Source organism: Brevibacillus humidisoli (assembly GCF_020923435.1).
Lineage (GTDB): Bacteria > Bacillota > Bacilli > Brevibacillales > Brevibacillaceae > Brevibacillus_E > Brevibacillus_E humidisoli.
In genome coordinates this window covers 4,277,508-4,299,130 of sequence record NZ_CP087263.1, presented here as the reverse complement: position 1 = coordinate 4,299,130, position 21,623 = coordinate 4,277,508, and the positions used below count along the sequence as shown (strand labels likewise).

The window sequence follows — 21,623 nt, the reverse complement described above, 5'->3', positions numbered from 1 at the left end:
ACCTTACCTTTCCGTGAGGATCGTGCCTGCCTGAACGTAATAGCGATCCGCCTGCTGCAGCACCTGATGCTTTAAGCCTTCCACTCCCGTGCTGGTGACAAACGTCTGCACTTTCTCCTGAATCGTTTCCAGAAGCAGCGTTTGTCGATGTTCATCCAATTCAGACAATACGTCATCGAGCAGGAGAATCGGATACTCTCCCACCTCTTCTTTGATCAACTCGATCTCAGCCAGTTTTAGCGACAGGGCGGTGGTCCGCTGCTGTCCCTGAGAGCCAAACGCCTGCACATCTACACCGTTAATGCGCAAGGAGAAATCGTCACGGTGCGGACCGATCAAGGTGCTTCCACGCATTTTTTCCCGCTCGAAGATTTCTTCCAGAGAGGCAAGAATCGCCTCACATCCCTCCGTGTGGTCCATCCCTTCCACTACTGGTGACGTGTTCTCGTAGTGCAGGGTGAGATTCTCTCTCCCATCGGTAATCCCTGTGTGGATGCTGTTGGCCCACGTCTCCAGCTTGCGCAAAAACTCAAACCGCTTTTGTAATAATTTTACCGCTAAATCGGCCAATTGGGTATTCCAAATCTCAATCATCTCTCTGGAATCGCTTTTTTTCATGGCCAGGTCTTTGAGCAACTGGTTTCGTTGGGCGAGGACTTTGTTGAAGTTAGTCAGGTAGTACAGATACGTGGGTGAGACCTGCCCGATTTCCATATCGAGAAATCGGCGGCGCTGCGCCGGTGCCCCTTTTACAATCGCCAGATCCTCAGGGGCAAACATGACAGCATTGATTGCACCAATATACTCACTCAATTTCCGCTGTTCCAGGCCATTGATCTTTGCCTTTTTCCCTTTCGTCGTCAACTGGATCTCTAAACGAACAGATCCGTAGCGTCGTTTTACTTCGCTACGGATTGTCGCATATTCCGCCTCCCAGGCGATCAATTCCTTATCTTTGGAGGTCCGGTGTGACTTCGCCAATGCCAAGACGTAGATCGACTCCAGAACATTTGTCTTTCCTTGCGCATTATTGCCGACAAACAAGTTGATCGGTTGATCAAATGACAGCGACAGTGACTCGTAGTTGCGATAGTTGGTCAACGACAAATCCCGTAAAAACAAGGCAGCTCCCCTCTCACTCGCGGGTGACTTGATACGTGCCGAAACCTTCGATCTCCACACGATCTTCCGGGTAAAGCTTTCGTCCCCGCCGATTGTCCGCTACACCGTTTACTTGAATCGGCACTTCCTCCAGGAACGCCTTGGCCATACCCCCGGTATCGATCACACCGGCCAACTTCAGAAACTGGCCCAGTGTAATGTAGTCGGTTCGGATCGAAACGATGTTCATCAGTACTCCCTTCCGCGCATCAATACGTGCGCACTGGCAGGATTAAGTGCAAGATCCAGTCATGCTCGGTCGGCTTCAACACGAAAGGACTCATCGACCCGGTAAAGCTAACTTTGATCTCCGCGTTCTCCATGGAGCGAAGAGCATCGATCATGTACTTCGCATTGAACGAAATCTTCAGTTCTTCCCCGCTAAGTGACTGGGGCCGAACCAGTTCGACCACTTTTCCGATCTCCGGAGCGTTTGAGGAGATTTCAATCGATTCTCCATCCATAGTGGAAAGGCGGACTACATTTGATTTGCCTTCCCGGCTTAACAGGGAAGCCCGTTCGATCGAATGCAGGAAATCCTTGGAATTGACCACCAACTCGGTTTTGCTGCCTTGAGGAATAATCCTCGAGGTATCGGGATAAGCTCCCTCCAACAGCCGAGAGTAGAACAGAATGTGGTTGGCTCTGACCATGATCTGGTTGTCGCCGACTACGATATCGACCGGATCTTGGTTGTCATCTAAAATTTTAACCAATTCGTTGCAGCTTTTACCCGGTACCACAACATTATGAAAGTGAAGATCAGGAGAACATTCGACCGCTGCCTTTCTGCTGGCTAAGCGGTGGCTGTCTGTCGAAACAAACGTAAGCTGTCCTTGCTCCAGCGACCACATGATCCCGGTAAGAATCGGTCTCATCTCCGAAGTGGAAACAGCAAACACGGTTTGTTTGATCAGCGTCTTCAGCAAATCACTAGGGATGCTGAGCACCTTTTCTTCCTCAAGCTGCATTAACTGGGGAAACTCATCGGCATTCATCCCATTGATCGTGAACTCCGATTGCCCGGAACGGATCGTTACCATCAATCGCTCATCCGCTTCCAGTTGAATCTCTTCATGCGGAAGTTTCCGGACAATCTCACCGAAGATACGTGCTGTCAGGACAACACTTCCCGGTTGATGAACGGTAACTCCCCACTCGTCTGCCTCTTCTACAGGAATATGGACTTCGATCGAGATATCGGAATCACTGGCTGTTAAGGTAAGGCCTTCCTCGTCCGCCTTTACCTTGATCCCTGTCAGGATCGGCATCGTCGTCCTGGTCGATACAGCTTTCATTACATGAGATACGGCAGTCGAGAGCTTTTCTCGTTGAACGGTAATATGCATGTTGTTTACCCCCAGTACAAGAAGGATGTCTACATTGGTCAAGTGGCATAACGGGTATGTAATCGGCATTACATGTAAATTAGGTAATCTTATATATAATTTATTTTTTAAAAAAGACAGAAGTAGTAATAGTTGCTGTGAATATGTGGATATCCATGGTCAAGCTGGACAAAGAGAGCCTATACACATGTGAGTAAGTTGTGTACAGGCTTTCTCCGGTTGTTCACAGGTTAGTTGCTTTTCAATTTTTCAATCAGCGACTGAACGGTTACTTGCAGCTGCGGATCTGTCAGCAGAGCCTTGGAGATTTTTTCGTGGGCGTGGATGACGGTTGTGTGGTCTCTGCCGCCGAATTCGTCACCGATCTTGGGCAGAGAAGCATCCGTTAGCTCGCGGGAGAGATACATCGCGATCTGCCGCGGGTAGGCGACAGATTTGGTCCGCTTCTTCGCTTTAAAATCTTCCAGTTTGAGACTAAATTCTTCTCCCACTGCACGTTGAATGTCCATAATCGTGATGACGCGGGGACGAGAGGAAGGAATGATATCCTTCAATGCCTCCGCCGCCAGGTTCGCATCGATATCGCGGTTTATCAGGGAAGAATAAGCGACTACGCGAATGAGCGCACCTTCCAGTTCACGGATGTTCGTATCGATTTGATTGGCGATGTAAATCATCACTTCGTTGGGAATATCCAGATTTTCTGCTTTTGCCTTCTTGCGCAAAATGGCGATTCGGGTCTCCAGATCCGGCGGCTGAATGTCGGTGATCAATCCCCACTCAAACCGCGAACGCAGGCGATCTTCCAAAGTCGGGATCTCTTTGGGAGGCCGATCGGAAGAAATCACAATCTGCTTGCTCTCTTCGTGCAAGGCATTAAAAGTATGAAAAAATTCCTCTTGGGTCTGTTCCTTACCCGCCAAAAACTGGATGTCGTCAATTAATAAAACGTCAACACTGCGGTATTTGTTGCGAAAATCGACCGTTTTATTGTCGCGAATCGAGTTGATAAACTCATTCGTGAATTTTTCGGAGGAAAGGTAAACCACCTTGGCCGATGGATTGTGTTCCAACACATAATGACCGATTGCGTGCATCAAGTGGGTTTTGCCAAGTCCTACACCACCGTAAATGAACAGTGGGTTATACGCTTTGGCCGGTGCCTCCGCGACAGCCAGCGATGCTGCATGGGCGAAGCGGTTGCCGGAGCCGATGACAAACGTATCGAATGTGTACTTCGGGTTTAGGATGCTTGGTGGCTGGTCGTCTCCAACCGATGGCTGAACAGGCGTCTTCGGGTTGGGAGCCGGAATCTCGTCCGTCAGTCCTAAGTCGGGATCTTGGGGAACGACAAACTTTACTTTCATATTGATGCCGGTCGTCTCATAAAGTGTATCAGTGATCAGAGGCGAGTACCGGGATTCAAGCCAGTCGCGTGCGAATTCATTGGGCGCAGACACGATCAGTGCATCTTCCTCCAGTGTGGTCGCCTTAGTCGCCTTTAGCCAAGTATCAAAGCTGGGTTTGCTAAGTGTTTTTTCGATCTTTGCCAGCACTTTTCGCCAAAGTTCGCTAACGGCGGAGTCCACCAAGGATCCCTCCTCTCAAGTGTCGTATAGTCCCATCAACGTGATCCGTAGATCAACAGGAGCTGTGGATAAGCTAAGGCATACAAGTATGATATCGGCGCAAAAAGTGAAAAAAATAAGACATTTATTCGCAACCATGTGAATAATCCATACACAAGATGCAATATCTGTCCACAAAATTATCCACAGACTGTGGAAAAATAGATGTGTCGTATCACTTGTTCACGCTTCAAAACACAAACATCATATCAAATAAAATGAGTGATATCAATGGTTTTTTCCTACTTATCCACAAACACAACCACTTGTGTAAACCACTCATACACACCCCTAGATTTTGTGTACAAATTGTCGATAAGCTTGTCGAAATGTGGATTGTGAATAATTTCCCTTATCCACAGGCGCGGGAAATAATTGGTTGGGGATAATTTGTTCGGTTGGTTGGAAAGCGGTTCTCTTGACTTTTTGGCCAATCCTTTTTATAATGCGAAAGAATGCCTATCGTGTGAAGCAGAATCATTTTATCGATGCTTCCTAATTAGTAGAAAGGCTCCATGATTGTCTGTAGGACGGAGGTGTACAGGAAATGAAACCAACGTTTAATCCAAATACTCGTAAGCGGAAAAAAGACCACGGGTTCCGTAAGCGTATGAGCACAAAGAACGGTCGTAAGGTCTTAGCGGCCCGTCGTCGTAAAGGAAGAAAGGTATTATCCGCCTAGGCCACAGAATCGGTGGCCTTTTTTTTCTATAAGTAGGATTGTTCGCCCCCGGTACATAGGAAAAAAGAGGCGTAAACTGGGCATACTGGGTGGATGCCGTTCCCTTTTTTTACTATAATGTTTTTGTTAGGGGTTGTTCGTCTTGCATCGCTCCCATCGGCTCAAGAAAAACGAGGAGTTCCAGGTTGTGTTTCAGAAGGGAACCTCTTCGGCAAATCGGCAATTCGTCGTGTACACGCTGCCGAAAGAGGGACAAGCCGATTTCCGCGTCGGCATATCGGTCAGTAAAAAAATAGGCAACGCCGTTACGCGAAACCGAGTCAAGCGCTACATTCGTGAGGCGATCGCCAGCCTGGAACAGCAGATTGTTGATGAGTACGATCTGGTCATCATTGCTCGTCAGGGGACGGAGAGTTTAGCGTATGACGAACTGCGCAGATCACTCGTTCATGCACTGAAGCGGGCGAAAGTGATCATGCGTTCTTTACATAAGGAAAAAAGGTAGAGAGAGATGCGTAGACTGGTGATGTGGCTTATTCGGGGTTATCAGTTGTTTATCTCCCCATTAAAACCGCCATCGTGTCGATTTGCGCCAACCTGTTCTCATTATGCCTTGGAAGCGATTCAAAAACATGGCGTATGGCGGGGTGGCAGATTAGCTGTCGTGCGCATTGTCAAATGTCATCCTTTTCATCCGGGCGGTGTTGATCCGGTTCCCGAAAAATACAAGAAGTAACACGAGAATATTGATATCGCACAAAAGGAGGCATATTCCTTTGAATAAACGGATTCTCAGCCTTGTCATATTGGGGGGGCTGATGCTGCTCCTGTCCGGGTGTAATGTGACAAATCCACCCCCGATCAGTGAGGAATCGGAAGGTTTTTGGGATCAATTCTTCGTCTGGCCGCTGTATTGGCTGATCCGGGAGTCCTCTCTATTGCTCGGTGACAACTACGGCTTGGGGATTTTGGTTGCTACCATCATCATCCGGCTGATCGTTCTTCCGCTGATGATCAAACAAATTAAGAGCTCCAAGAAAATGCAGGAGTTGCAGCCAGAGATGCAGAAGATCCGCGAGAAATACAAGAACGATCCTCAAAAGGCACAGCAGGAGACGATGATGTTGTTCCAAAAACACAACATCAACCCGCTGGCTGGTTGTCTGCCGCTGCTGGTCCAGATGCCGATTTTGATTGCCTTTTATCACGCGATTATCCGGGCGCCGGAGATCAAAGACCACAACTTCCTCTGGATGGCACTCGGTCAGCCTGATCCTTACTACATACTGCCGATATTGGCGGCGATCACTACGTATCTGCAGTCAAAAGTGATGGGTGCGGTCATGCAGAACAACCCGCAGATGCAGATGATGTACGTGTTGATGCCGATTATGATTCTGGCGATTGCTGTCACCCTGCCGTCTGCACTTTCGCTGTACTGGGTGTACGGCAACCTGTTCACGATTGTTCAAACGTATTTCCTTTACCGGGACAAAAATACGCAGTCAAGTCCTAAAGGGGGAACCGCTAAGTGAAAAAGGTGGTGGCCACGGCAAAAACGATCGATGATGCCGTCGAGAAGGCGCTGCAAGAGTTAGCTGTGCCGCGCAGCAAGGTATCGATTCGCGTACTGGAGGAGCCAAGCAAGGGATTGTTTGGGTTGATCGGTACGCGGGAAGCGAAGGTGGAAGTGGAGTATCGGCATGATCCCGTTGAGGCAGGGAAGGAGTTCCTGACAGAGGTCTTGCAGAAGATGAACGTGAATGCTCGGATTGACGTTCATCAACAGACTGAAGTTGTCTTGTTCGACATTGTCGGCGACAACTTGGGAATGATCATCGGCCGCCGCGGACAGACGCTCGACGCCCTTCAGTACTTGGTGAACATCGTCGGAAACCGACAGAAAGAGCAGCACGTCCGGATCGTTTTGGATGCTGAAAACTACCGCAGCAGGCGAAAAGAAGCGCTGGAAAATCTAGCTGAGCGGATTGCTAGAAAAGTGGTGCAGACGAGACGAAATGTACGACTGGAACCAATGTCGGCGGCAGAGCGGAAAGTGATTCACTCGTTTTTGCAAAATCGCAATGATGTTGTGACATTTAGCGAAGGGGCCGAACCCCACCGATATATCGTGGTTGCACCAAAAGAAGCCTGAAATGGCTTCTTTTTCTATGTTAACTTTACACGAGGGTTCGTTAAAGAGAGCGGGCAGCGGGAATAGCCTTGTATGGACAGGCTATTTTCTTTTTGTATTATGGGATAGGTCGATCTCTTTTGCGTATTACTATTCGTATTCCCTGCTAAGTAAGGAAATCGATCAGAAAATGACGGTCCAATTAGGTCAGACGATTCAGGGAATTCAGACGAAGTTGACCGCTCACACCAGGGTGGTGGAATCGGTCGCTCGAGCCGTGGAGGCCACATGCTGCAGAATTCAGCCTGTCCGATTATCAAGCGATCCTGAAAAACAGTTTAACCGTGAATGATGACACGTTTGGCATGGGCGTATTTTTCGAACCGTACGCCTATCAACCAGAGATCAAATACTTTTCCACCTATGCTTACAGAGATAAAGATGCCATCAGTGCAACAGAGGATTACAGCGATCCGGCATACAATTACCCCAGTTGGGAATGGTACCAGATCGGAAAGAATGCTTCCAATGGCATTGGCTATACGGATCCTTATTACGATGAAAGACTTGACGTCACCATGACGACAGCCGCTGTGCCCATATTTGATCCGAACAAGCAATTCCTCGGCGTGGCGACAGGCGATATTGATCTCAGCACCATTCAGCAGATGATTGCAGAGATTCGGGTAGGTGACAAGGGGTGGGCAGTGCTGCTCGATTCCAAAGGAAACTACCTGGCTACCCCTAATGCCGAAAAAATCATGAAGCGAAAACTGGCAGACGAAGAGAATCAATCGTTGGCTGCGATGAGTGAGATTGTCTTTCAGCAGGATAGTGGACAGACTGCTTTTGAAGACGAACTAGGGCAGCATAGAGTCTACTTTCAAAAGATTGACGACCTTGACTGGGTATTACTGCTCACGATTCCTGAAACGGAATTGTTCGCGCCGGTTCAGTCTCTTTTATACAAACTGTTGGTTATCTGTGTGATCGGTGTCGCGGTGGTTGTCGTGGTGATTCATCTATACAGTCGTTATCTGACCCGGCAGATCGGCAAGATCAACGAACACTCTGCGGCTTTGGCCCAAGGCGACTTTACCAAGACGATTGATGACCAGTCGGCGGACGAGTTTGGGCAAATGGCCAGAAACTTTACTACGATGACCGAACAACTGCGCTCCATACTGGGGAAAGTGATGCTGAATTCACACCTGGTCGCCTCTACAGCGGAGCAATTGGCTGCTGGTGCCGATGAGACAGGCAAAGCGACGGAGCAAATCACGCGTTCTATCCAGGAAGTGGCAGTAGGTTCTGAAAAACAGGTGTCCAGCGTACGTGCTGCCCAGCATGCTACTGCGGAGATTTCCAACGGGATGGATCAGGTTTCTCATCATGTGCAGTCTGTTTCCGAATCGTCTGCTGTCGTTATGGACAAGGCAACGAGAGGACATCAGGTGGTAAAACAGGCAGTGGAACAGATGAGTTTGATACAGGAAAAGATCGGCACATCCGCAGGTGTGGTTCATGTTTTAGGAACAAAGTCAAAAGAAATTGAACAGATTATCACGCTGATAACCACCATCTCCAGTCAGACCAACCTGCTCGCATTAAACGCAGCCATTGAAGCAGCCAGAGCGGGAGAACAGGGACGCGGATTTGCCGTCGTGGCTGACGAGGTGAGAAAACTGGCAGAACAGTCCAATGAAGCCGCCAGCCAGATTGGCGACCTGATTCGGGAGATCCAATTGGATACGGCGAGGGCGGTGGAAGCGATGACGGACGGTACGACAGTCCTTGATGACGGCATCGAGAAGGTGAACAGTTCGGGGAGAGTGTTTGCGGAGATCGTCAGCGCAACGGAAACACTGTCTACCCAAGCGGAGGGAGTTTCGTCCATCGTCCGCAACGTACACGCGCAAACAGAGATTATGGTTCAATCGATGGAAGAAGTGTCCGGGGTATCTGAACAGTCAGCAGCCAACTCGCAAGTGGTGGCAGCGGCAGCGGAAGAACAGAATGCTTCCATGGAAGAGTTCCTTGCAGCGACCAGTACGCTGTCCAAAATGGCTGAGGAGCTGCAGGAATCGGTGTCGATGTTTACGCTGGAAAAGCGGGGTTAAGGGACAGGGTTCATAGTGGATTGGCAATGGAGACTCAAATAAATAAGCGGCAGGCTTGTCGGTTATTCGGGGTGCGCGACAAGCTGCCGCTTCTGTTTTACCTAACGGGCAACCATTTACATAATTAGGTCACCAACTCATCGGTTGCTGTTTTTTAGCGCCTTTACGTGTTCCAGGATCCGTTCCTGTTGTGCCAATCCTTGTTCTTGTCGTTCCTTTATTTCTTTCAGCAGTTCAACCTGCTCGGACCGCAGTTCATTTGCTCTCTGCATTGCATCTAGGTTACGCTGCTGGGTTTCTTTCGTTTTCGATGCCAGGAATAAGAGGAACAGTACGATAGCAGTTAGAGATACCAGTTCAAACAGTGTGTCCATGGTATAGACCTCCCTTTTTGTTACCGTGGCCATTGTTTACATGATCTTCGGGATCACAATTCGTTATCAATACCGTATACGGTCTTCACTGGACCGACGATTGGGACAAATGATACGGGCATCTTCAACAGGTATAAGCGAAGCTGTCCATCTTCTTTGATCCATTCGATTTCCGCATCTGTTTTCTCTGTTGTGCCATTGACCTGTACTTCCAGCCTCAGTTTTGTTCCATACCGGATCAACTCGGGGGAATCTCCGGACAAGCTTTTGGCTTTGTAGATTTCCTCTTGTTGTTCGTAGGGGAGGATGCGGACCAATTGAACGTTGCGGATCTCTTTGACCGTATGGTTCCAGTGGTATCGATTCTTGTCTTGTTCTTGAACAGGCGAAGAGATGTACATTTCATAAGTATCTCTGCTATCCTTGTCAAAAATATCGCGGATCAACTGATTGGATTGCAGATAGACAGCCCGTGCCGTTTCTTCATCAATCGATTCGCCAAGCTGACTGTTTAAGAACATCCACAAGCCGAGAAAGACAAGCAGGAGAAGCAGCGAAATCATAACAATCAGCAGCAGTGGTTTTTTTAGCTGTTTGCTGCTCGGTAAATCCATCTAGTTCGCCTCTCTTTATTGAAAATGACTAACGTCCACTAGGTTGAGGGTAGAAAAGGAACAAGAACGACCAAGATGAACGACAATACCAACAGAGTATCAAATTCCGACAGAACGGTACAATCCCGTATAGGGGAGAATCTTTTCTCCTAAGGCGCTTGCACATGTGGATTAGTGGATAAGTCGGTTTTTTTGGCGATCTCAGGAACATACTGTGAATAAGTGCATGGCGGCAACCTGCTTTGAGAGGTTGCTTTTCTATTTACCTGTTATTTCAAATGGCAGTGTGTTATGCTAGATAGTTAGAGGATTACTCCAAATGGAGTATTTGAGGTGACATTCAATTGGAAATGGACACGATTGCCGCAGTCGCGACGCCAATGGGAGAAGGCGGAATCGCCATCATCCGGGTGAGCGGTCCTGATTCGATCGCGATTGTGGATAAGGTATACCAAGGAAAAGAATTGTTATCCACTGTGGATACACACACCATACACTACGGCAGGCTGGTTGATCCGAAGAGCGGAGAGCTGGTAGAGGAAGTGCTGGTCTCTGTGATGAGGGCACCGCGTACGTTTACTCGAGAGGATGTGGTGGAGGTAAACTGCCACGGTGGGTTTGTCTCTGTTCAACGGGTACTGGATCTGCTGCTGGAAGCCGGTGCCCGCTTGGCTGAACCAGGAGAGTTTACAAAACGCGCCTTTTTAAATGGACGGATCGACTTGGCGCAGGCTGAAGCCGTCATTGATTTGATCCGGTCTAAAACAGATCGGGCGATGAAGGTGGCACTCTCGCAGGTAGAGGGGAAACTCTCCACACTGATTCAGTCCTTGCGGCAGAATCTGCTGTCGGCGATGGCGCATATCGAGGTAACGCTGGATTACCCGGAACATGATGTGGAAGAGTTTACGCAAAATCTGCTGCTTACCAAGTGTGAAGAGGTGAAGACGGATATCGATCGTCTGTTGGGCACTGCACAGCAGGGCAAGATTTTGCGGGAGGGGCTATCGACGGCAATCGTCGGACGTCCCAATGTAGGAAAGTCGTCCCTGCTCAATAGCCTCGTCCAAGAGGAAAAAGCAATTGTTACTGAAATCGCCGGGACGACGCGAGATGTGATCGAGGAATACGTCAATGTCCGCGGTGTGCCGCTGCGATTGGTCGATACGGCCGGCATCCGGGAAACAGAAGATATCGTGGAGCGCATCGGCGTAGACAAGTCGAGGAAGATTCTGCAGCAGGCTGATCTGGTCCTGTTGGTGCTGAACTATAATGAACCGTTGCAGAAAGACGACTACCAGCTGTTTGAGGCGGTTCAAGGGTTACCGGTCATCGTGATCGTCAACAAAACCGATCTGCCGCAGCGTTTGGAGATGGAGGAAGTAAAACAGCGCTTTGCAGAGCAGCCGATCATCTTGACCTCTGTGAAGGATCAAACGGGTATCGAACAGTTGGAGGAAGCGATTGCCCGCTTGTTCTTTAGCGGTGTCGTGCAGCAAGACGACTATACTTACGTGAGCAATGCCCGTCATATTCACCTTTTGCGGGAAGCACGCCGGGCGATCGACGATGCGATCGCCGGAATTGAAGATCGGATGCCGATCGATATGATTCAGATCGACATCAAACGTGCGTGGGAGCTGTTAGGCGAAGTGATCGGTGAAAGTGTAGGGGAGGATTTGATAGACCAGATCTTTTCCCAGTTCTGTCTGGGAAAATAGGAGGGAAAACAATGAAATCAACATATGATGCTGGTTCGTTCGACGTGATTGTGATTGGCGCCGGACACGCCGGCTGCGAATCGGCACTGGCAGCGGCGCGGATGGGCTGCAGTACGCTCCTGTTAACCATTAACCTGGATGCGGTTGCGTACATGCCCTGCAACCCCTCGGTTGGTGGACCGGCCAAGGGTCACGTCGTTCGTGAGATTGACGCGCTGGGCGGGGAAATGGGTCGGAATACGGACAAGACCCATATTCAGATGCGCATGCTCAATACCGGCAAGGGGCCGGCCGTTCACGCGCTGCGGGCCCAGGCTGACAAGCACGCATATTCCCAGACGATGAAGCAGACGATTGAGCATACCCCCAATCTCATCATGCGCCAGGCGATGGTAGAGGAATTGATTGTGAATAACGGGATTTGCGAAGGAGTCATTACGCAGACCGGTGCTCGTTATCAGGCAAAAGCGGTGGTCTTGACCACCGGTACCTATCTGCGCGGAAAAATTATTCTTGGTGATTTGCAGTATGAGAGTGGCCCAAACAATATGCGGCCTTCGGTACGATTGGCTCATCACCTGATGGAACTTGGGTTTGAGATGGTTCGCTTCAAGACGGGAACACCGCCACGCGTTCACAAAAGCACCGTTGATTTTTCCCAGATGGAGATCCAGCCGGGCGATCCCGTCCCTCGCGCCTTTTCCTACGAGACGACGCAGTTTATCATGGATCAGCTACCCTGTTGGCTGACCTACACCAATGAGCAGACTCATGAAATGATTAACAGCAATCTGCATCGTGCCCCGATGTATTCCGGTATTATCGAGGGGACGGGGCCGCGCTATTGTCCTTCGATTGAAGACAAAGTGGTTCGATTTAGCGACAAGCCACGTCACCAGGTATTTTTGGAGCCGGAAGGGCGGGAGACAGAAGAAATGTACGTGCAAGGGCTCTCCACTAGCCTTCCGGAAGACGTCCAGCTATCGATGCTGCGCACGATGAGTGGGATGGGACAGGTAGAGATGATGCGGCCGGGTTACGCGATCGAGTACGATGCGATCGTTCCGACACAGCTATGGCCATCACTGGAAACAAAGCGGATCGAAGGGCTGTTTACGGCTGGCCAGATCAACGGAACATCTGGATATGAAGAAGCCGCTGGTCAGGGCTTGATGGCCGGAATCAATGCTGCACGCAAGGTGCAGGGGAAACCAGCGGTTATTTTGGGACGCGAGCAGGCATACATCGGAGTATTAATCGATGATTTGGTTACCAAGGGAACCAATGAACCGTATCGACTGCTCACCTCACGGGCGGAGTACCGTCTGCTGTTGCGTCACGATAATGCTGATCTTCGGTTAACCGATATCGGATATGAGATCGGTTTGATTAGTGAAGAACGGTATGCTCGTTTTGCTCGCAAGCGGGAGATGATCCAGCAGGAAAAAGAACGGATCTTAAACATTCGCGTTCGACCTGACAACCCGCTGGTACAGGAAGTGTTGCGGGAGGCGGGAACACCGGAATTGACCGAAGTGATCGAACTTGCCCAACTGCTTCGTCGTCCAGAGATGACCTATCAGCATATCCAGCGCATCTCTCCACCACCGACAGAGATACCGGAAGAGGTAGCAGAACAAGTGGAAATCCAGATCAAATACGATGGATATATTCGCAAATCCCTGCAGCAAGTGGAGAAAATGAGGAAAGTGGAAGAGAAACAAATCCCGGAGGACATCGACTACAATGAGATCAGCGGCATGTCCAAGGAAGCACGCGAAAAGATGAATCAGATCAGACCGCTGAACATCGGTCAGGCATCGCGGATCTCAGGCGTCAATCCGGCTGATATCTCGGTGTTGATGATCTACCTTGAACACTATAACCGCGTTGTTGCCAGCAAAGCTGAGTAATCAGGCAAGAGGCACAAGGAGAGGCATGATGGGAAAAGAACAATTTGCGCCACGACTAGCTGAACAAGGAATCTCGCTTGCACCGTCTCAATTGGAACAGTTCAACACGTACTACCGTCTACTTGTCGAGTGGAACGAGAGGATGAACTTGACAGCGATCACGGCTGAGGATGAGGTGTACCTGAAACACTTTTACGATTCCATCACAGCTGCTTTTTATTTCTCATTTGCGAACGTTACGACAGTGGCAGACATCGGGGCTGGAGCAGGGTTTCCCAGTCTGCCGCTGAAAATCTGTTTTCCGCATTTGCGTGTCACGATCGTCGATTCCCTGCAAAAGCGAATCGGATTTTTGGAACATTTGGCAAAAGAACTAGGTTTGGACGGAGTGACAATGGTTCACGCCCGTGCTGAGGATGCCGGTCAAAACCCGCAACTGCGTGAGTCGTTTGATCTAGTGACAGGACGTGCGGTGGCCCGGTTGAACATCCTCGCAGAATACTGTTTGCCCTTTGTACGGGTAGACGGACATTTTTTGGCGATGAAAGGGGCCAATGTGTCGCTTGAAATGAATGAGGCAAAAAAGGCAATCAAGACACTTGGCGGCAAAACGGTCAAGGTAGAATCGTTTGAGCTTCCAGACGATGCAGGAGAGCGGAATATCATCATCATAGAAAAAGTGGCGTCTACTGCCAAAACATATCCGCGAAAGGCGGGAATTCCTGCAAAAAAGCCCCTCTGCTGAACCAGATGAGACAGGGTATGCCTAAGGAAATTGTATCTCCCGAAAACAATATTCATAGAAGAGTTTCTTCCCATTTTTAAGCAGGAAGCAGGTTTTAACGGCATATAGATACTGATACAGTGTGTAGACAAAACCAGGTTATGGCAGGAGAGTGTCCCCTTGCAGCGGAATGGTTTTTTTTCGAGCCAGTCAAGCAAAGTCTGTACAAAGTAGTGGCTTTCAGGCGCAGCCAATTGTAGAAAGATGCCTTAGCACTCGTTGCTTTGTGCAGGCGGAGTGGGCCACCATTACGCTTATCGGAAGTTGGCAACGAAGTGAGCAGAAGCAAATGGGATGCTCTGATCCATGCTTTTCCCTTGTCTACGGTCTAACTGATACACTCTTTTGGAGTTACTTGAGAGGGGTAGAGACCACATGAACTCATTATTTGAGACCTTTTTTCCGCCGGAATTGCCGACGATCTTGCTGCGACTAACCCTCGCTTTTATCGCTGGGGCTATTATGGGACTGGAACGAGAATGGTTTTATCGGGATGTACACCGTCAAAAGGCTGCCGGATTTCGGACTTATAGTTTGGTTTGCTTTGGATCCTGTTTATTTGGGCTTGCTTCGATCTATGGCTTTTCTTCAACTGGTGTAAACAATGATCCGGGGCGGGTGGCAGCTCAAGTAGTCACCGGAATGGGTTTTCTGGGAGCGGGCGCTATCTTGAAGTATAATGGAGAAGTGAAAGGGTTGACCACAGCTGCAGGGATGTGGGTGGCATCGGCGATCGGTTTGTTGTTTAGTGCAGGGATGTATGTAACAGCGATCATCGCAGCCTTCTTCGCATACTTGACACTTGACTTTCACCGTCTGTTCCCTCGGTTTTTTTCCTTTTACATAGATGATGAGGATGAGGAAGGGGATGTGGCCAAAGAAGAAGGTCAGAAAAAGAAACAGCAGCCAGGTGGATCGTGAAGCAAACGAAGACGGATGTTTCACGTGAAACAATTGTTCAGCTGTACGCCAACCGGGCTTGTTTTCTCGTTGACGGGTAATGGAGAGCAGTAGGGGTTTTCAGATGAGATGAGGCGTAGGCAGAACGAGCTTTCTTTCGATTGCTGGAGGCGGATAGATCGAGTTCTTCACTTTCCATTGAAAGCACATAAGAAAAAGTCGTAAAAGAATACAAGTTTCTCAAGTTCATACTTCATATATCGATTGCACTTTATCAACGGTGATTGTTTACCGACACATTTTAAGAGAAGGAATTAATCGTCAAATGCAGAATAATTTCTTTCAGATGGAACGTTTAGAAGTGGGGGATTTGGTATGGCCGTGAAAGATCAGTTTTCTCGCTTGTTCGGTTTTTCGGATAAGGCGGAGAACGAAGAAATACGACAAATACCTGTTGATGAGATAGTGCCTAATCCCTATCAACCTCGAACGATCTTTGACGATGAAAAGTTGGAAGAGTTGTGTCAGACGATTCGGACACACGGCTTGATCCAGCCTATCGTGGTACGCATTCGCGACAATCGATTCGAACTGATCGCCGGGGAACGCAGGTGGCGGGCAACGAAAAAGTTGGGCATGGAGCGTATCCCTGCGATTATAAAAGAATTTAACGATACGCAAACAGCTTCGATTGCACTCATTGAGAACCTGCAGCGGGAAGGCTTGACGGCAATCGAAGAGGCATTGGCTTACCAGAAATTGATCGAACTGCACAATCTGACACAGGAGAGTCTGGCACAGCGACTGGGCAAGGGGCAATCTACGGTCGCCAACAAATTGCGCCTGCTGAATCTGCCACAGCCGATTCAAGACGCGTTGGCAAGCCGCGCTATTACGGAGCGCCACGCACGAGCTCTGATCCCGTTGAAAGATGGAGAACTGCAGTTGCGCACACTGCAAGATATACTGGAACGAGACTGGAACGTAAAGCAGACGGAACAACGGGTCAAGCAGCTGTTGGAGTCCAAAGATCAACCGGAACAGAAAGAGCGGAAGCCGCGCCTCAAAGCATTTTCCCGTGATGCGCGCATTGCGATCAATACGTTTCGGCAATCGATTGATATGGTCCTGAAGACAGGTTTGGCTGTGGAAACCGATGAAGAGGATCATGAGGAGTACTATCAGTTTACCATCCGGATACCGAAGCGGAAAGAAACCTGATCCTGAGACGGACATTCGGTTCCATTTACCCATTGATCGGCTGCAAAAGAGATATGGTATGTATATAGGGAGCTGCTCATTTGTGCCTGTATGAGGGTACTCCCTGCTGCGGCGAACTCCGCCGCATTTCTTTTTCTTCCGGGGTAATCTGTACGGTGCGCTGATGGCAGAGTATCATGCTACTTTTTCGGATATGATTGATGTAAAATAGAGCCGGGTGTTGATACGCATCCTGATAGGTGGGGCAGATTTTGTAAACGAGGTGGAGAAGTTGGGGAAAGTTATTGCGGTTGCAAATCAGAAAGGTGGCGTAGGCAAGACGACAACAGCAGTTAATCTAAGTGCGTGCCTTGCTTCTCTGGGAAAAAAAGTACTGCTTGTCGATATTGATCCGCAGGGAAACGCAACGAGCGGAATTGGCGTAAATAAAGCAGATGTCCGCTACTGTATTTACGATGTTTTGATCAATGATATCAATCCCTTGGAAACTACTTTGCCTACCGGGGTAGAAGGGTTGAACATTATTCCTGCAACCATCCAACTGGCCGGAGCAGAAATTGAGCTAGTGCCTACACTGTCTCGAGAGGTCAGGCTGAAGAAAGCGTTGGAAGTGATCAAGGATAAATTTGACTACGTGATTATTGATTGTCCTCCATCACTGGGCATTTTAACCGTCAACTCCCTCACCGCATCAGATTCCGTACTCATCCCGATTCAGTGTGAATTCTATGCTTTGGAAGGGTTAAGTCAATTATTAAATACGATTCGGCTGGTACAAAAACACCTCAACTCTTCGCTGGCTATTGAGGGTGTCCTGCTAACCATGTTGGATGCGCGAACAAATCTGGGAATACAAGTAATTGAGGAGGTAAAGAAATACTTCCAGGAAAAAGTGTACCGCACCATTATCCCGCGTAATGTGAGATTAAGTGAGGCACCTTCCCATGGACAAGCGATCATCAGTTATGATCCCCGTTCCAGAGGAGCAGAAGTGTATACCGATTTGGCAAAGGAAGTGGTCGGGATATGAGCAAACGATTGGGCAAAGGATTAAGTGCATTAATTCCACCCAATATTCTGGAAGAGGGGGACCAGGTTACGGAAGTAGCAGTGGCGGAAATTCGCCCCAACCCCTACCAACCCCGTAAGGAATTCGATCCGGAAGCACTTCAGGAACTAGCCGAGTCGATTAAAGAGCATGGGATTATTCAACCCTTGATCGTTCGCAAAAGCATAAAGGGTTATGAACTGGTGGCAGGGGAACGCAGACTGCGTGCTGCCAAAGAGGCCGGCCTGGCAACTGTGCCTGTCGTGATTAAAACGTATAGCGATCAGCAGTTAATGGAAATCGCCTTGATCGAGAATCTGCAGCGAGAGAATCTCAATCCGATCGAAGAGGCGGAGGCCTATCAAAAGCTAATTGATCACTGCTCCTATACGCAGGATGAATTGGCACAAAAAGTGGGCAAGAGCCGCCCACATGTAGCCAATATGCTCCGTTTGCTCCATTTGCCGGAACGAATCCGCAAACTGGTATCCACTTCTGCACTCTCGATGGGGCATGCCAGAGCGATTCTCCCTGTCGAAAATCATGATCTGCAATGGCAGTTAGCCAATGATGTGATCAAGCAGGAGTTAAGTGTACGTCAACTGGAAGAGATCGTTAAAGAGTTGAGTGTTTCACGTGAAACAAAAGGAAAAGGGAAAAAGCCAGTCAAAAAAGAACCTATGATACATCAGATGGAAGAACGGCTCCGCTCTCGTTTTGGCACATTGGTGCAGATTAGAACCGGGGCGAGAAAAGGGAAGATTGAGATAGAATTTTACTCCAACGATGACTTGGAGCGCATATTGGAACTTCTTGAAAGTTGAGAGAGAAAAGGAGGGAAAAACATGCAGGTGATTTATCTGGATAATGCCGCCACAACCTGGCCGAAGCCTCCCCGAGTCAAAGAAATGATGGCCGAAGTGATTGATCAGTATGCTGCAAACCCCGGCAGAGGCGGCCATGCCCTAGCGATGAAAGCGAGCAAAACACTGTTTCGGACACGCATGCAGGTTTCACGGTTGTTTGGGATCAAGAACCCGAATGACCTCTTTTTTTACTTGAATGCTACGCAAGCCTTAAATCAAGCCATCAAAGGATTTCTTAAAGCGGGTGATCATGTGATCACTTCCTCTATCGAACACAACTCAGTACGCAGACCGTTGGAGTATCTGCGCCGGGAAAAGCAGGTTGAGATCAGCTACGTACAGCCGCGTGAGGATCAGCTTTTTTACGCGGAGGATTTCGCCAAAGCGATTCGCCCTGATACGAAGCTGATTGTAACAAGCCACGCATCCAATCTAACAGGATTGATCCTGCCGATCGCTGAGATAGGAGCCGTAGCGCGTGCAAATGGAATTGCTTTCCTCGTTGATGTTTCCCAAACTGCTGGAATATTGCCGATCAATGTGGAAACGATGGGAATTGATATGCTGGCCTTCCCTGGACACAAAGGTTTGTACGGTCCACAGGGAACAGGGGGATTGTACGTAAGAGCTGAGATCGAACTTGATCCGTTGATTCATGGTGGGACGGGCAGTCAATCTGAAGCTGTTGATCAACCTACGACCAGACCTGACCGCTTTGAATCAGGAACAGTAAATACGGTTGGATTGGCCGGCTTGCTGGCAGGTGTCGAGTTTGTCATGGAAAAAGGAGTAGAGAATATCCAACGCCATGATTGGGGGCTTGCCAAAAAGACACTTCAACTGCTGCAAGAGATTCCGGGTGTTGAAGTGTATGGGCCTGATTTGTCTGTTGAGAGAGTCGGTGTGGTTGCCTGTAATGTAAGCGGTGCTGACGCCTCGGAAGTTTCATTTATCTTGGATCAGCAGTACGGCATTGCTACCAGAGCAGGGTATCACTGTACACCACTGGGTCATGAAACAGCCGGAACGATCAACCAGGGGGCGGTACGCGTTAGTTTTGGGGTGTTTAATACGGAACAGGACGTAGAGCAGTTTGTCAAGGCGATGAGAGAGATTGCTGCAGCGTTTCATTCCTAGAGGCACGTTTCGTCACAATAGAGAAGCAAAGAAGCAAGAGATGAAGAGAAAGCAGATGTTATCTTAAATGTTTTCGTACAAGTTTACACAGTTGATTCGTACTTCTATACGACTTCGTTGTGATCACAAAAGGGAAGATCCTTCGTCCGCCAGAGCTAGAAAGGTACGGGTGCAAGGGCCTGTCCAGTTGCGGTTGCAGTTGCCGAAAGAGCTGCGGCTCTGGCCATCACTCGTCAGCCTTTGCCAATGTATGGCGTCCGCAGCGGCAGGTTGAGCGATAAAACGAAATAGGAATTTCGCTCAGGATGATCCAGCAATTTTGGGGGAATGGAACGATGTTGACGGGTACCGTCGTGAATGCAGCAGCAATCCTGATTGGTTCGTTAATCGGGCGGTTTTTGTCAGGCATACCGGAAGGGACTCGCCAAACGGTGATGCAGGGCATTGGACTGGCCGTCATTTTGTTAGGGCTGCAAATGAGTTTTCAGACAGAAAACATTCTGCTGGTGATTGCCAGCCTGGTGATCGGTGCGGTAGTGGGGGAAGCGATGCGAATCGAGTATCGTCTGCAACAGGCGGGACGATGGCTGGAACAAATCATCGGGAAAGGGAACAAGGAAGGCAGAATTGCCACCGGTTTTGTTACAGCTACGCTAGTTTATTGCATCGGAGCGATGGCGGTTCTGGGATCGCTGGACAGCGGACTGCGAGGAAACCACGACATTTTGTACACAAAAGCGATGCTTGACGGATTTTCCGCTATTATTTTCACCTCCACACTGGGGATCGGAGTAGCTTTCTCGGCGATTCCTGTCTTTCTCTACCAAGGAGCGATAGCCTTGCTGTCGACGCAAATCTATGCCTTGTTGGGGCAAGAGATGCTTGACTCCATGTTGGTAGAAGTGACAGCCACCGGTGGCCTTCTGATCGTCGCGATCGGGTTGAATATCCTGGAGTTGCGCAAAATCAATGTGGCCAATATGCTGCCCGCTATTTTCATTGCTGCTGCCGGCGTACCTTTCGTGAGGTTATTGACAGACTGGGTTTCGTTCTAAGAGGCTTAATGGTCAATTGCGATGGTTCCTGACGAGGCAGCAGCACACAGATAGGCAGCTTCTTCTAATAGCTTTGTTTCTGATTTGCGGGCAGTTCCGGGGCGATGGCATCGGGATTGCCCGAATGGTCCTTCCCACAGATGATTGAAGTGAGAAATAATGCCTTAGCGATCACTTCAGACATCTGCATCACAACAAAAAGCCGGGTGTTTTGCAGCACAAAGTACTCCATAAACCCACCTACATTGACGATGCCCGTGATATGAAACGAGCCGACTGCGGGAAGTTCCTTTTTTACGCCTGCTCCTGGCTTGAGTGGGCCGTCTGCTACGTTAATCGAGCCGACATTGGTGTACTGACCGAGGCAGGCATCAATCGCGATCGTTACTCGATCAGGATGCCGTTGTTCGATCATCTCCAACTTTTCCTGCAGGTTTACAGCATGCACGGGTTCTTCCAAAGTGCCATAAACGTGAAAATGTTTTGGATAATAAGCTTGCAATTTACTGCCGACGAGCGGACCGAGTGAATCTCCGGTTGAACGATCTGTACCGATGCAGATGATGACGACATCTTGCTGATCAGCTTTTAGCCGCAGCCGACGTGTCAATTGACGAGATAGCTGTTGGACAGCTGAATCATCCCGATACTCAACCTTAAAGGGAGGAGACGAAAAGCCAGGGTGGTCGTCTAATTGATTCATAGATACCTCCGAAAAAGGAATAAAGTATTCACAGTATATGTCCGTACGAGATTTCTTATACCTGTGCACGTCAGCAACGGAGGAAAGGAAGGACGGCAGATAGAGAAAATGGAAGGATAGCCGATGAACTGGCAATAAAAAGGGGAAAGCGGTACAATATGATAAACTTTCATCTGCCAACAGCTTAGAAAGAAGCCTGTATCTGTAGAGGTT

General features: G+C 49.0%; 22 protein-coding genes. 15 read left to right on the top strand and 7 right to left on the bottom strand.

Features of this window, described 5'->3' with window-relative positions:
- Positions 1–3: 3 nt before the first annotated feature.
- From recF to dnaA, 4 genes are all read right to left on the bottom strand, one after another.
- Entirely contained in the window at positions 4–1,122 is a 1,119-nt protein-coding gene (gene recF / locus LOK74_RS20870; protein ID WP_230043909.1) for a DNA replication/repair protein RecF, read from the bottom strand.
- 13 nt (positions 1,123–1,135) lie between these two features.
- Positions 1,136–1,351, bottom strand: a complete 216-nt coding sequence (yaaA, locus tag LOK74_RS20865) for a S4 domain-containing protein YaaA (RefSeq protein ID WP_277613402.1) — start codon at positions 1,349–1,351, stop codon at positions 1,136–1,138.
- A gap of 19 nt (positions 1,352–1,370) precedes the next feature.
- Positions 1,371–2,510, bottom strand: a complete 1,140-nt coding sequence (gene dnaN / locus LOK74_RS20860) for a DNA polymerase III subunit beta (protein WP_230043908.1) — start codon at positions 2,508–2,510, stop codon at positions 1,371–1,373.
- Between the two features lie 230 nt (positions 2,511–2,740).
- Positions 2,741–4,099 carry a chromosomal replication initiator protein DnaA gene (gene dnaA / locus LOK74_RS20855; RefSeq protein ID WP_230043907.1) on the bottom strand — a complete coding sequence of 453 codons (1,359 nt, stop codon included), beginning with the start codon at positions 4,097–4,099 and terminating at the stop codon, positions 2,741–2,743.
- Positions 4,100–4,685: 586 nt separating this feature from the next.
- Between dnaA and rpmH the strand changes: the two genes are divergently transcribed.
- From rpmH to LOK74_RS20825, 6 genes are all read left to right on the top strand, one after another.
- Positions 4,686–4,820: a 50S ribosomal protein L34 gene (gene rpmH, locus LOK74_RS20850; RefSeq protein ID WP_230043906.1), complete on the top strand. Its 135-nt coding sequence runs from the start codon at positions 4,686–4,688 to the stop codon at positions 4,818–4,820.
- Between the two features lie 142 nt (positions 4,821–4,962).
- Positions 4,963–5,325, top strand: coding sequence for a ribonuclease P protein component (gene rnpA / locus LOK74_RS20845; RefSeq protein WP_230043905.1), 363 nt, complete (start codon positions 4,963–4,965; stop codon positions 5,323–5,325).
- A gap of 6 nt (positions 5,326–5,331) precedes the next feature.
- Positions 5,332–5,556 (top strand): membrane protein insertion efficiency factor YidD, encoded by a 225-nt coding sequence (gene yidD / locus LOK74_RS20840; RefSeq protein WP_230043904.1) that lies wholly within the window; start codon positions 5,332–5,334, stop codon positions 5,554–5,556.
- A 40-nt stretch (positions 5,557–5,596) separates the two neighbouring features.
- On the top strand, positions 5,597–6,355 hold the full coding sequence (gene yidC / locus LOK74_RS20835; RefSeq protein ID WP_230043903.1) for a membrane protein insertase YidC: 759 nt from the start codon (positions 5,597–5,599) through the stop codon (positions 6,353–6,355).
- Entirely contained in the window at positions 6,352–6,975 is a 624-nt protein-coding gene (jag, locus tag LOK74_RS20830; RefSeq protein ID WP_230043902.1) for an RNA-binding cell elongation regulator Jag/EloR, read from the top strand. Before yidC ends, jag begins: the two co-directional genes overlap by 4 nt.
- Before the next feature lie 323 nt (positions 6,976–7,298).
- On the top strand, positions 7,299–9,074 hold the full coding sequence (locus LOK74_RS20825) for a methyl-accepting chemotaxis protein (RefSeq protein WP_230043901.1): 1,776 nt from the start codon (positions 7,299–7,301) through the stop codon (positions 9,072–9,074).
- A 137-nt stretch (positions 9,075–9,211) separates the two neighbouring features.
- Here the strand turns inward: LOK74_RS20825 and LOK74_RS20820 are convergent, their stop codons facing one another.
- Both LOK74_RS20820 and LOK74_RS20815 read right to left on the bottom strand, forming a co-directional pair.
- Positions 9,212–9,448, bottom strand: a complete 237-nt coding sequence (locus LOK74_RS20820) for a hypothetical protein (RefSeq protein WP_230043900.1) — start codon at positions 9,446–9,448, stop codon at positions 9,212–9,214.
- A 53-nt stretch (positions 9,449–9,501) separates the two neighbouring features.
- Positions 9,502–10,062, bottom strand: a complete 561-nt coding sequence (locus LOK74_RS20815; RefSeq protein WP_230043899.1) for a hypothetical protein — start codon at positions 10,060–10,062, stop codon at positions 9,502–9,504.
- Between the two features lie 344 nt (positions 10,063–10,406).
- Here LOK74_RS20815 and mnmE point away from each other — a divergent pair, with 344 nt between their 5' ends.
- From mnmE to LOK74_RS20770, 9 genes are all read left to right on the top strand, one after another.
- Positions 10,407–11,783: a tRNA uridine-5-carboxymethylaminomethyl(34) synthesis GTPase MnmE gene (gene mnmE, locus LOK74_RS20810; protein WP_230043898.1), complete on the top strand. Its 1,377-nt coding sequence runs from the start codon at positions 10,407–10,409 to the stop codon at positions 11,781–11,783.
- An 11-nt stretch (positions 11,784–11,794) separates the two neighbouring features.
- Positions 11,795–13,696, top strand: coding sequence for a tRNA uridine-5-carboxymethylaminomethyl(34) synthesis enzyme MnmG (gene mnmG / locus LOK74_RS20805; RefSeq protein WP_230043897.1), 1,902 nt, complete (start codon positions 11,795–11,797; stop codon positions 13,694–13,696).
- 28 nt (positions 13,697–13,724) lie between these two features.
- Positions 13,725–14,441 (top strand): 16S rRNA (guanine(527)-N(7))-methyltransferase RsmG, encoded by a 717-nt coding sequence (gene rsmG, locus LOK74_RS20800; protein ID WP_230043896.1) that lies wholly within the window; start codon positions 13,725–13,727, stop codon positions 14,439–14,441.
- 414 nt (positions 14,442–14,855) lie between these two features.
- On the top strand, positions 14,856–15,401 hold the full coding sequence (locus LOK74_RS20795) for an MgtC/SapB family protein (RefSeq protein WP_230043895.1): 546 nt from the start codon (positions 14,856–14,858) through the stop codon (positions 15,399–15,401).
- A gap of 354 nt (positions 15,402–15,755) precedes the next feature.
- Positions 15,756–16,601 (top strand): nucleoid occlusion protein, encoded by an 846-nt coding sequence (gene noc / locus LOK74_RS20790; RefSeq protein WP_230043894.1) that lies wholly within the window; start codon positions 15,756–15,758, stop codon positions 16,599–16,601.
- A 271-nt stretch (positions 16,602–16,872) separates the two neighbouring features.
- Positions 16,873–17,631, top strand: a complete 759-nt coding sequence (locus tag LOK74_RS20785; RefSeq protein WP_230043893.1) for a ParA family protein — start codon at positions 16,873–16,875, stop codon at positions 17,629–17,631.
- Positions 17,628–18,473 carry a ParB/RepB/Spo0J family partition protein gene (locus LOK74_RS20780; protein ID WP_230043892.1) on the top strand — a complete coding sequence of 282 codons (846 nt, stop codon included), beginning with the start codon at positions 17,628–17,630 and terminating at the stop codon, positions 18,471–18,473. Before LOK74_RS20785 ends, LOK74_RS20780 begins: the two co-directional genes overlap by 4 nt.
- Positions 18,474–18,494: 21 nt before the next feature.
- Positions 18,495–19,652, top strand: coding sequence for an aminotransferase class V-fold PLP-dependent enzyme (locus LOK74_RS20775; protein ID WP_230043891.1), 1,158 nt, complete (start codon positions 18,495–18,497; stop codon positions 19,650–19,652).
- Positions 19,653–19,957: 305 nt separating this feature from the next.
- Entirely contained in the window at positions 19,958–20,707 is a 750-nt protein-coding gene (locus tag LOK74_RS20770; protein WP_230043890.1) for a DUF554 domain-containing protein, read from the top strand.
- A gap of 64 nt (positions 20,708–20,771) precedes the next feature.
- Here LOK74_RS20770 and yyaC read toward each other — a convergent pair whose 3' ends face one another.
- The gene (yyaC, locus tag LOK74_RS20765) at positions 20,772–21,410 is read right to left on the bottom strand and encodes a spore protease YyaC (RefSeq protein ID WP_230043889.1); all 639 of its coding nucleotides are present in this window, start codon (positions 21,408–21,410) and stop codon (positions 20,772–20,774) included.
- Positions 21,411–21,623 lie beyond the last annotated feature (213 nt).

Coding starts and splice junctions, on each gene's coding strand:
- yaaA (WP_277613402.1), bottom strand. CDS start 1,351: ATGAACATCGTTTCGATCCGAACCGACTACATTACACTGGGCCAGTTT.
- dnaN (WP_230043908.1), bottom strand. CDS start 2,510: ATGCATATTACCGTTCAACGAGAAAAGCTCTCGACTGCCGTATCTCAT.
- rpmH (WP_230043906.1), top strand. CDS start 4,686: ATGAAACCAACGTTTAATCCAAATACTCGTAAGCGGAAAAAAGACCAC.
- yidD (WP_230043904.1), top strand. CDS start 5,332: ATGCGTAGACTGGTGATGTGGCTTATTCGGGGTTATCAGTTGTTTATC.
- LOK74_RS20820 (WP_230043900.1), bottom strand. CDS start 9,448: ATGGACACACTGTTTGAACTGGTATCTCTAACTGCTATCGTACTGTTC.
- LOK74_RS20815 (WP_230043899.1), bottom strand. CDS start 10,062: ATGGATTTACCGAGCAGCAAACAGCTAAAAAAACCACTGCTGCTGATT.
- mnmG (WP_230043897.1), top strand. CDS start 11,795: ATGAAATCAACATATGATGCTGGTTCGTTCGACGTGATTGTGATTGGC.
- rsmG (WP_230043896.1), top strand. CDS start 13,725: ATGGGAAAAGAACAATTTGCGCCACGACTAGCTGAACAAGGAATCTCG.
- LOK74_RS20795 (WP_230043895.1), top strand. CDS start 14,856: ATGAACTCATTATTTGAGACCTTTTTTCCGCCGGAATTGCCGACGATC.
- noc (WP_230043894.1), top strand. CDS start 15,756: ATGGCCGTGAAAGATCAGTTTTCTCGCTTGTTCGGTTTTTCGGATAAG.
- LOK74_RS20780 (WP_230043892.1), top strand. CDS start 17,628: ATGAGCAAACGATTGGGCAAAGGATTAAGTGCATTAATTCCACCCAAT.
- LOK74_RS20775 (WP_230043891.1), top strand. CDS start 18,495: ATGCAGGTGATTTATCTGGATAATGCCGCCACAACCTGGCCGAAGCCT.
- LOK74_RS20770 (WP_230043890.1), top strand. CDS start 19,958: ATGATCCAGCAATTTTGGGGGAATGGAACGATGTTGACGGGTACCGTC.
- yyaC (WP_230043889.1), bottom strand. CDS start 21,410: ATGAATCAATTAGACGACCACCCTGGCTTTTCGTCTCCTCCCTTTAAG.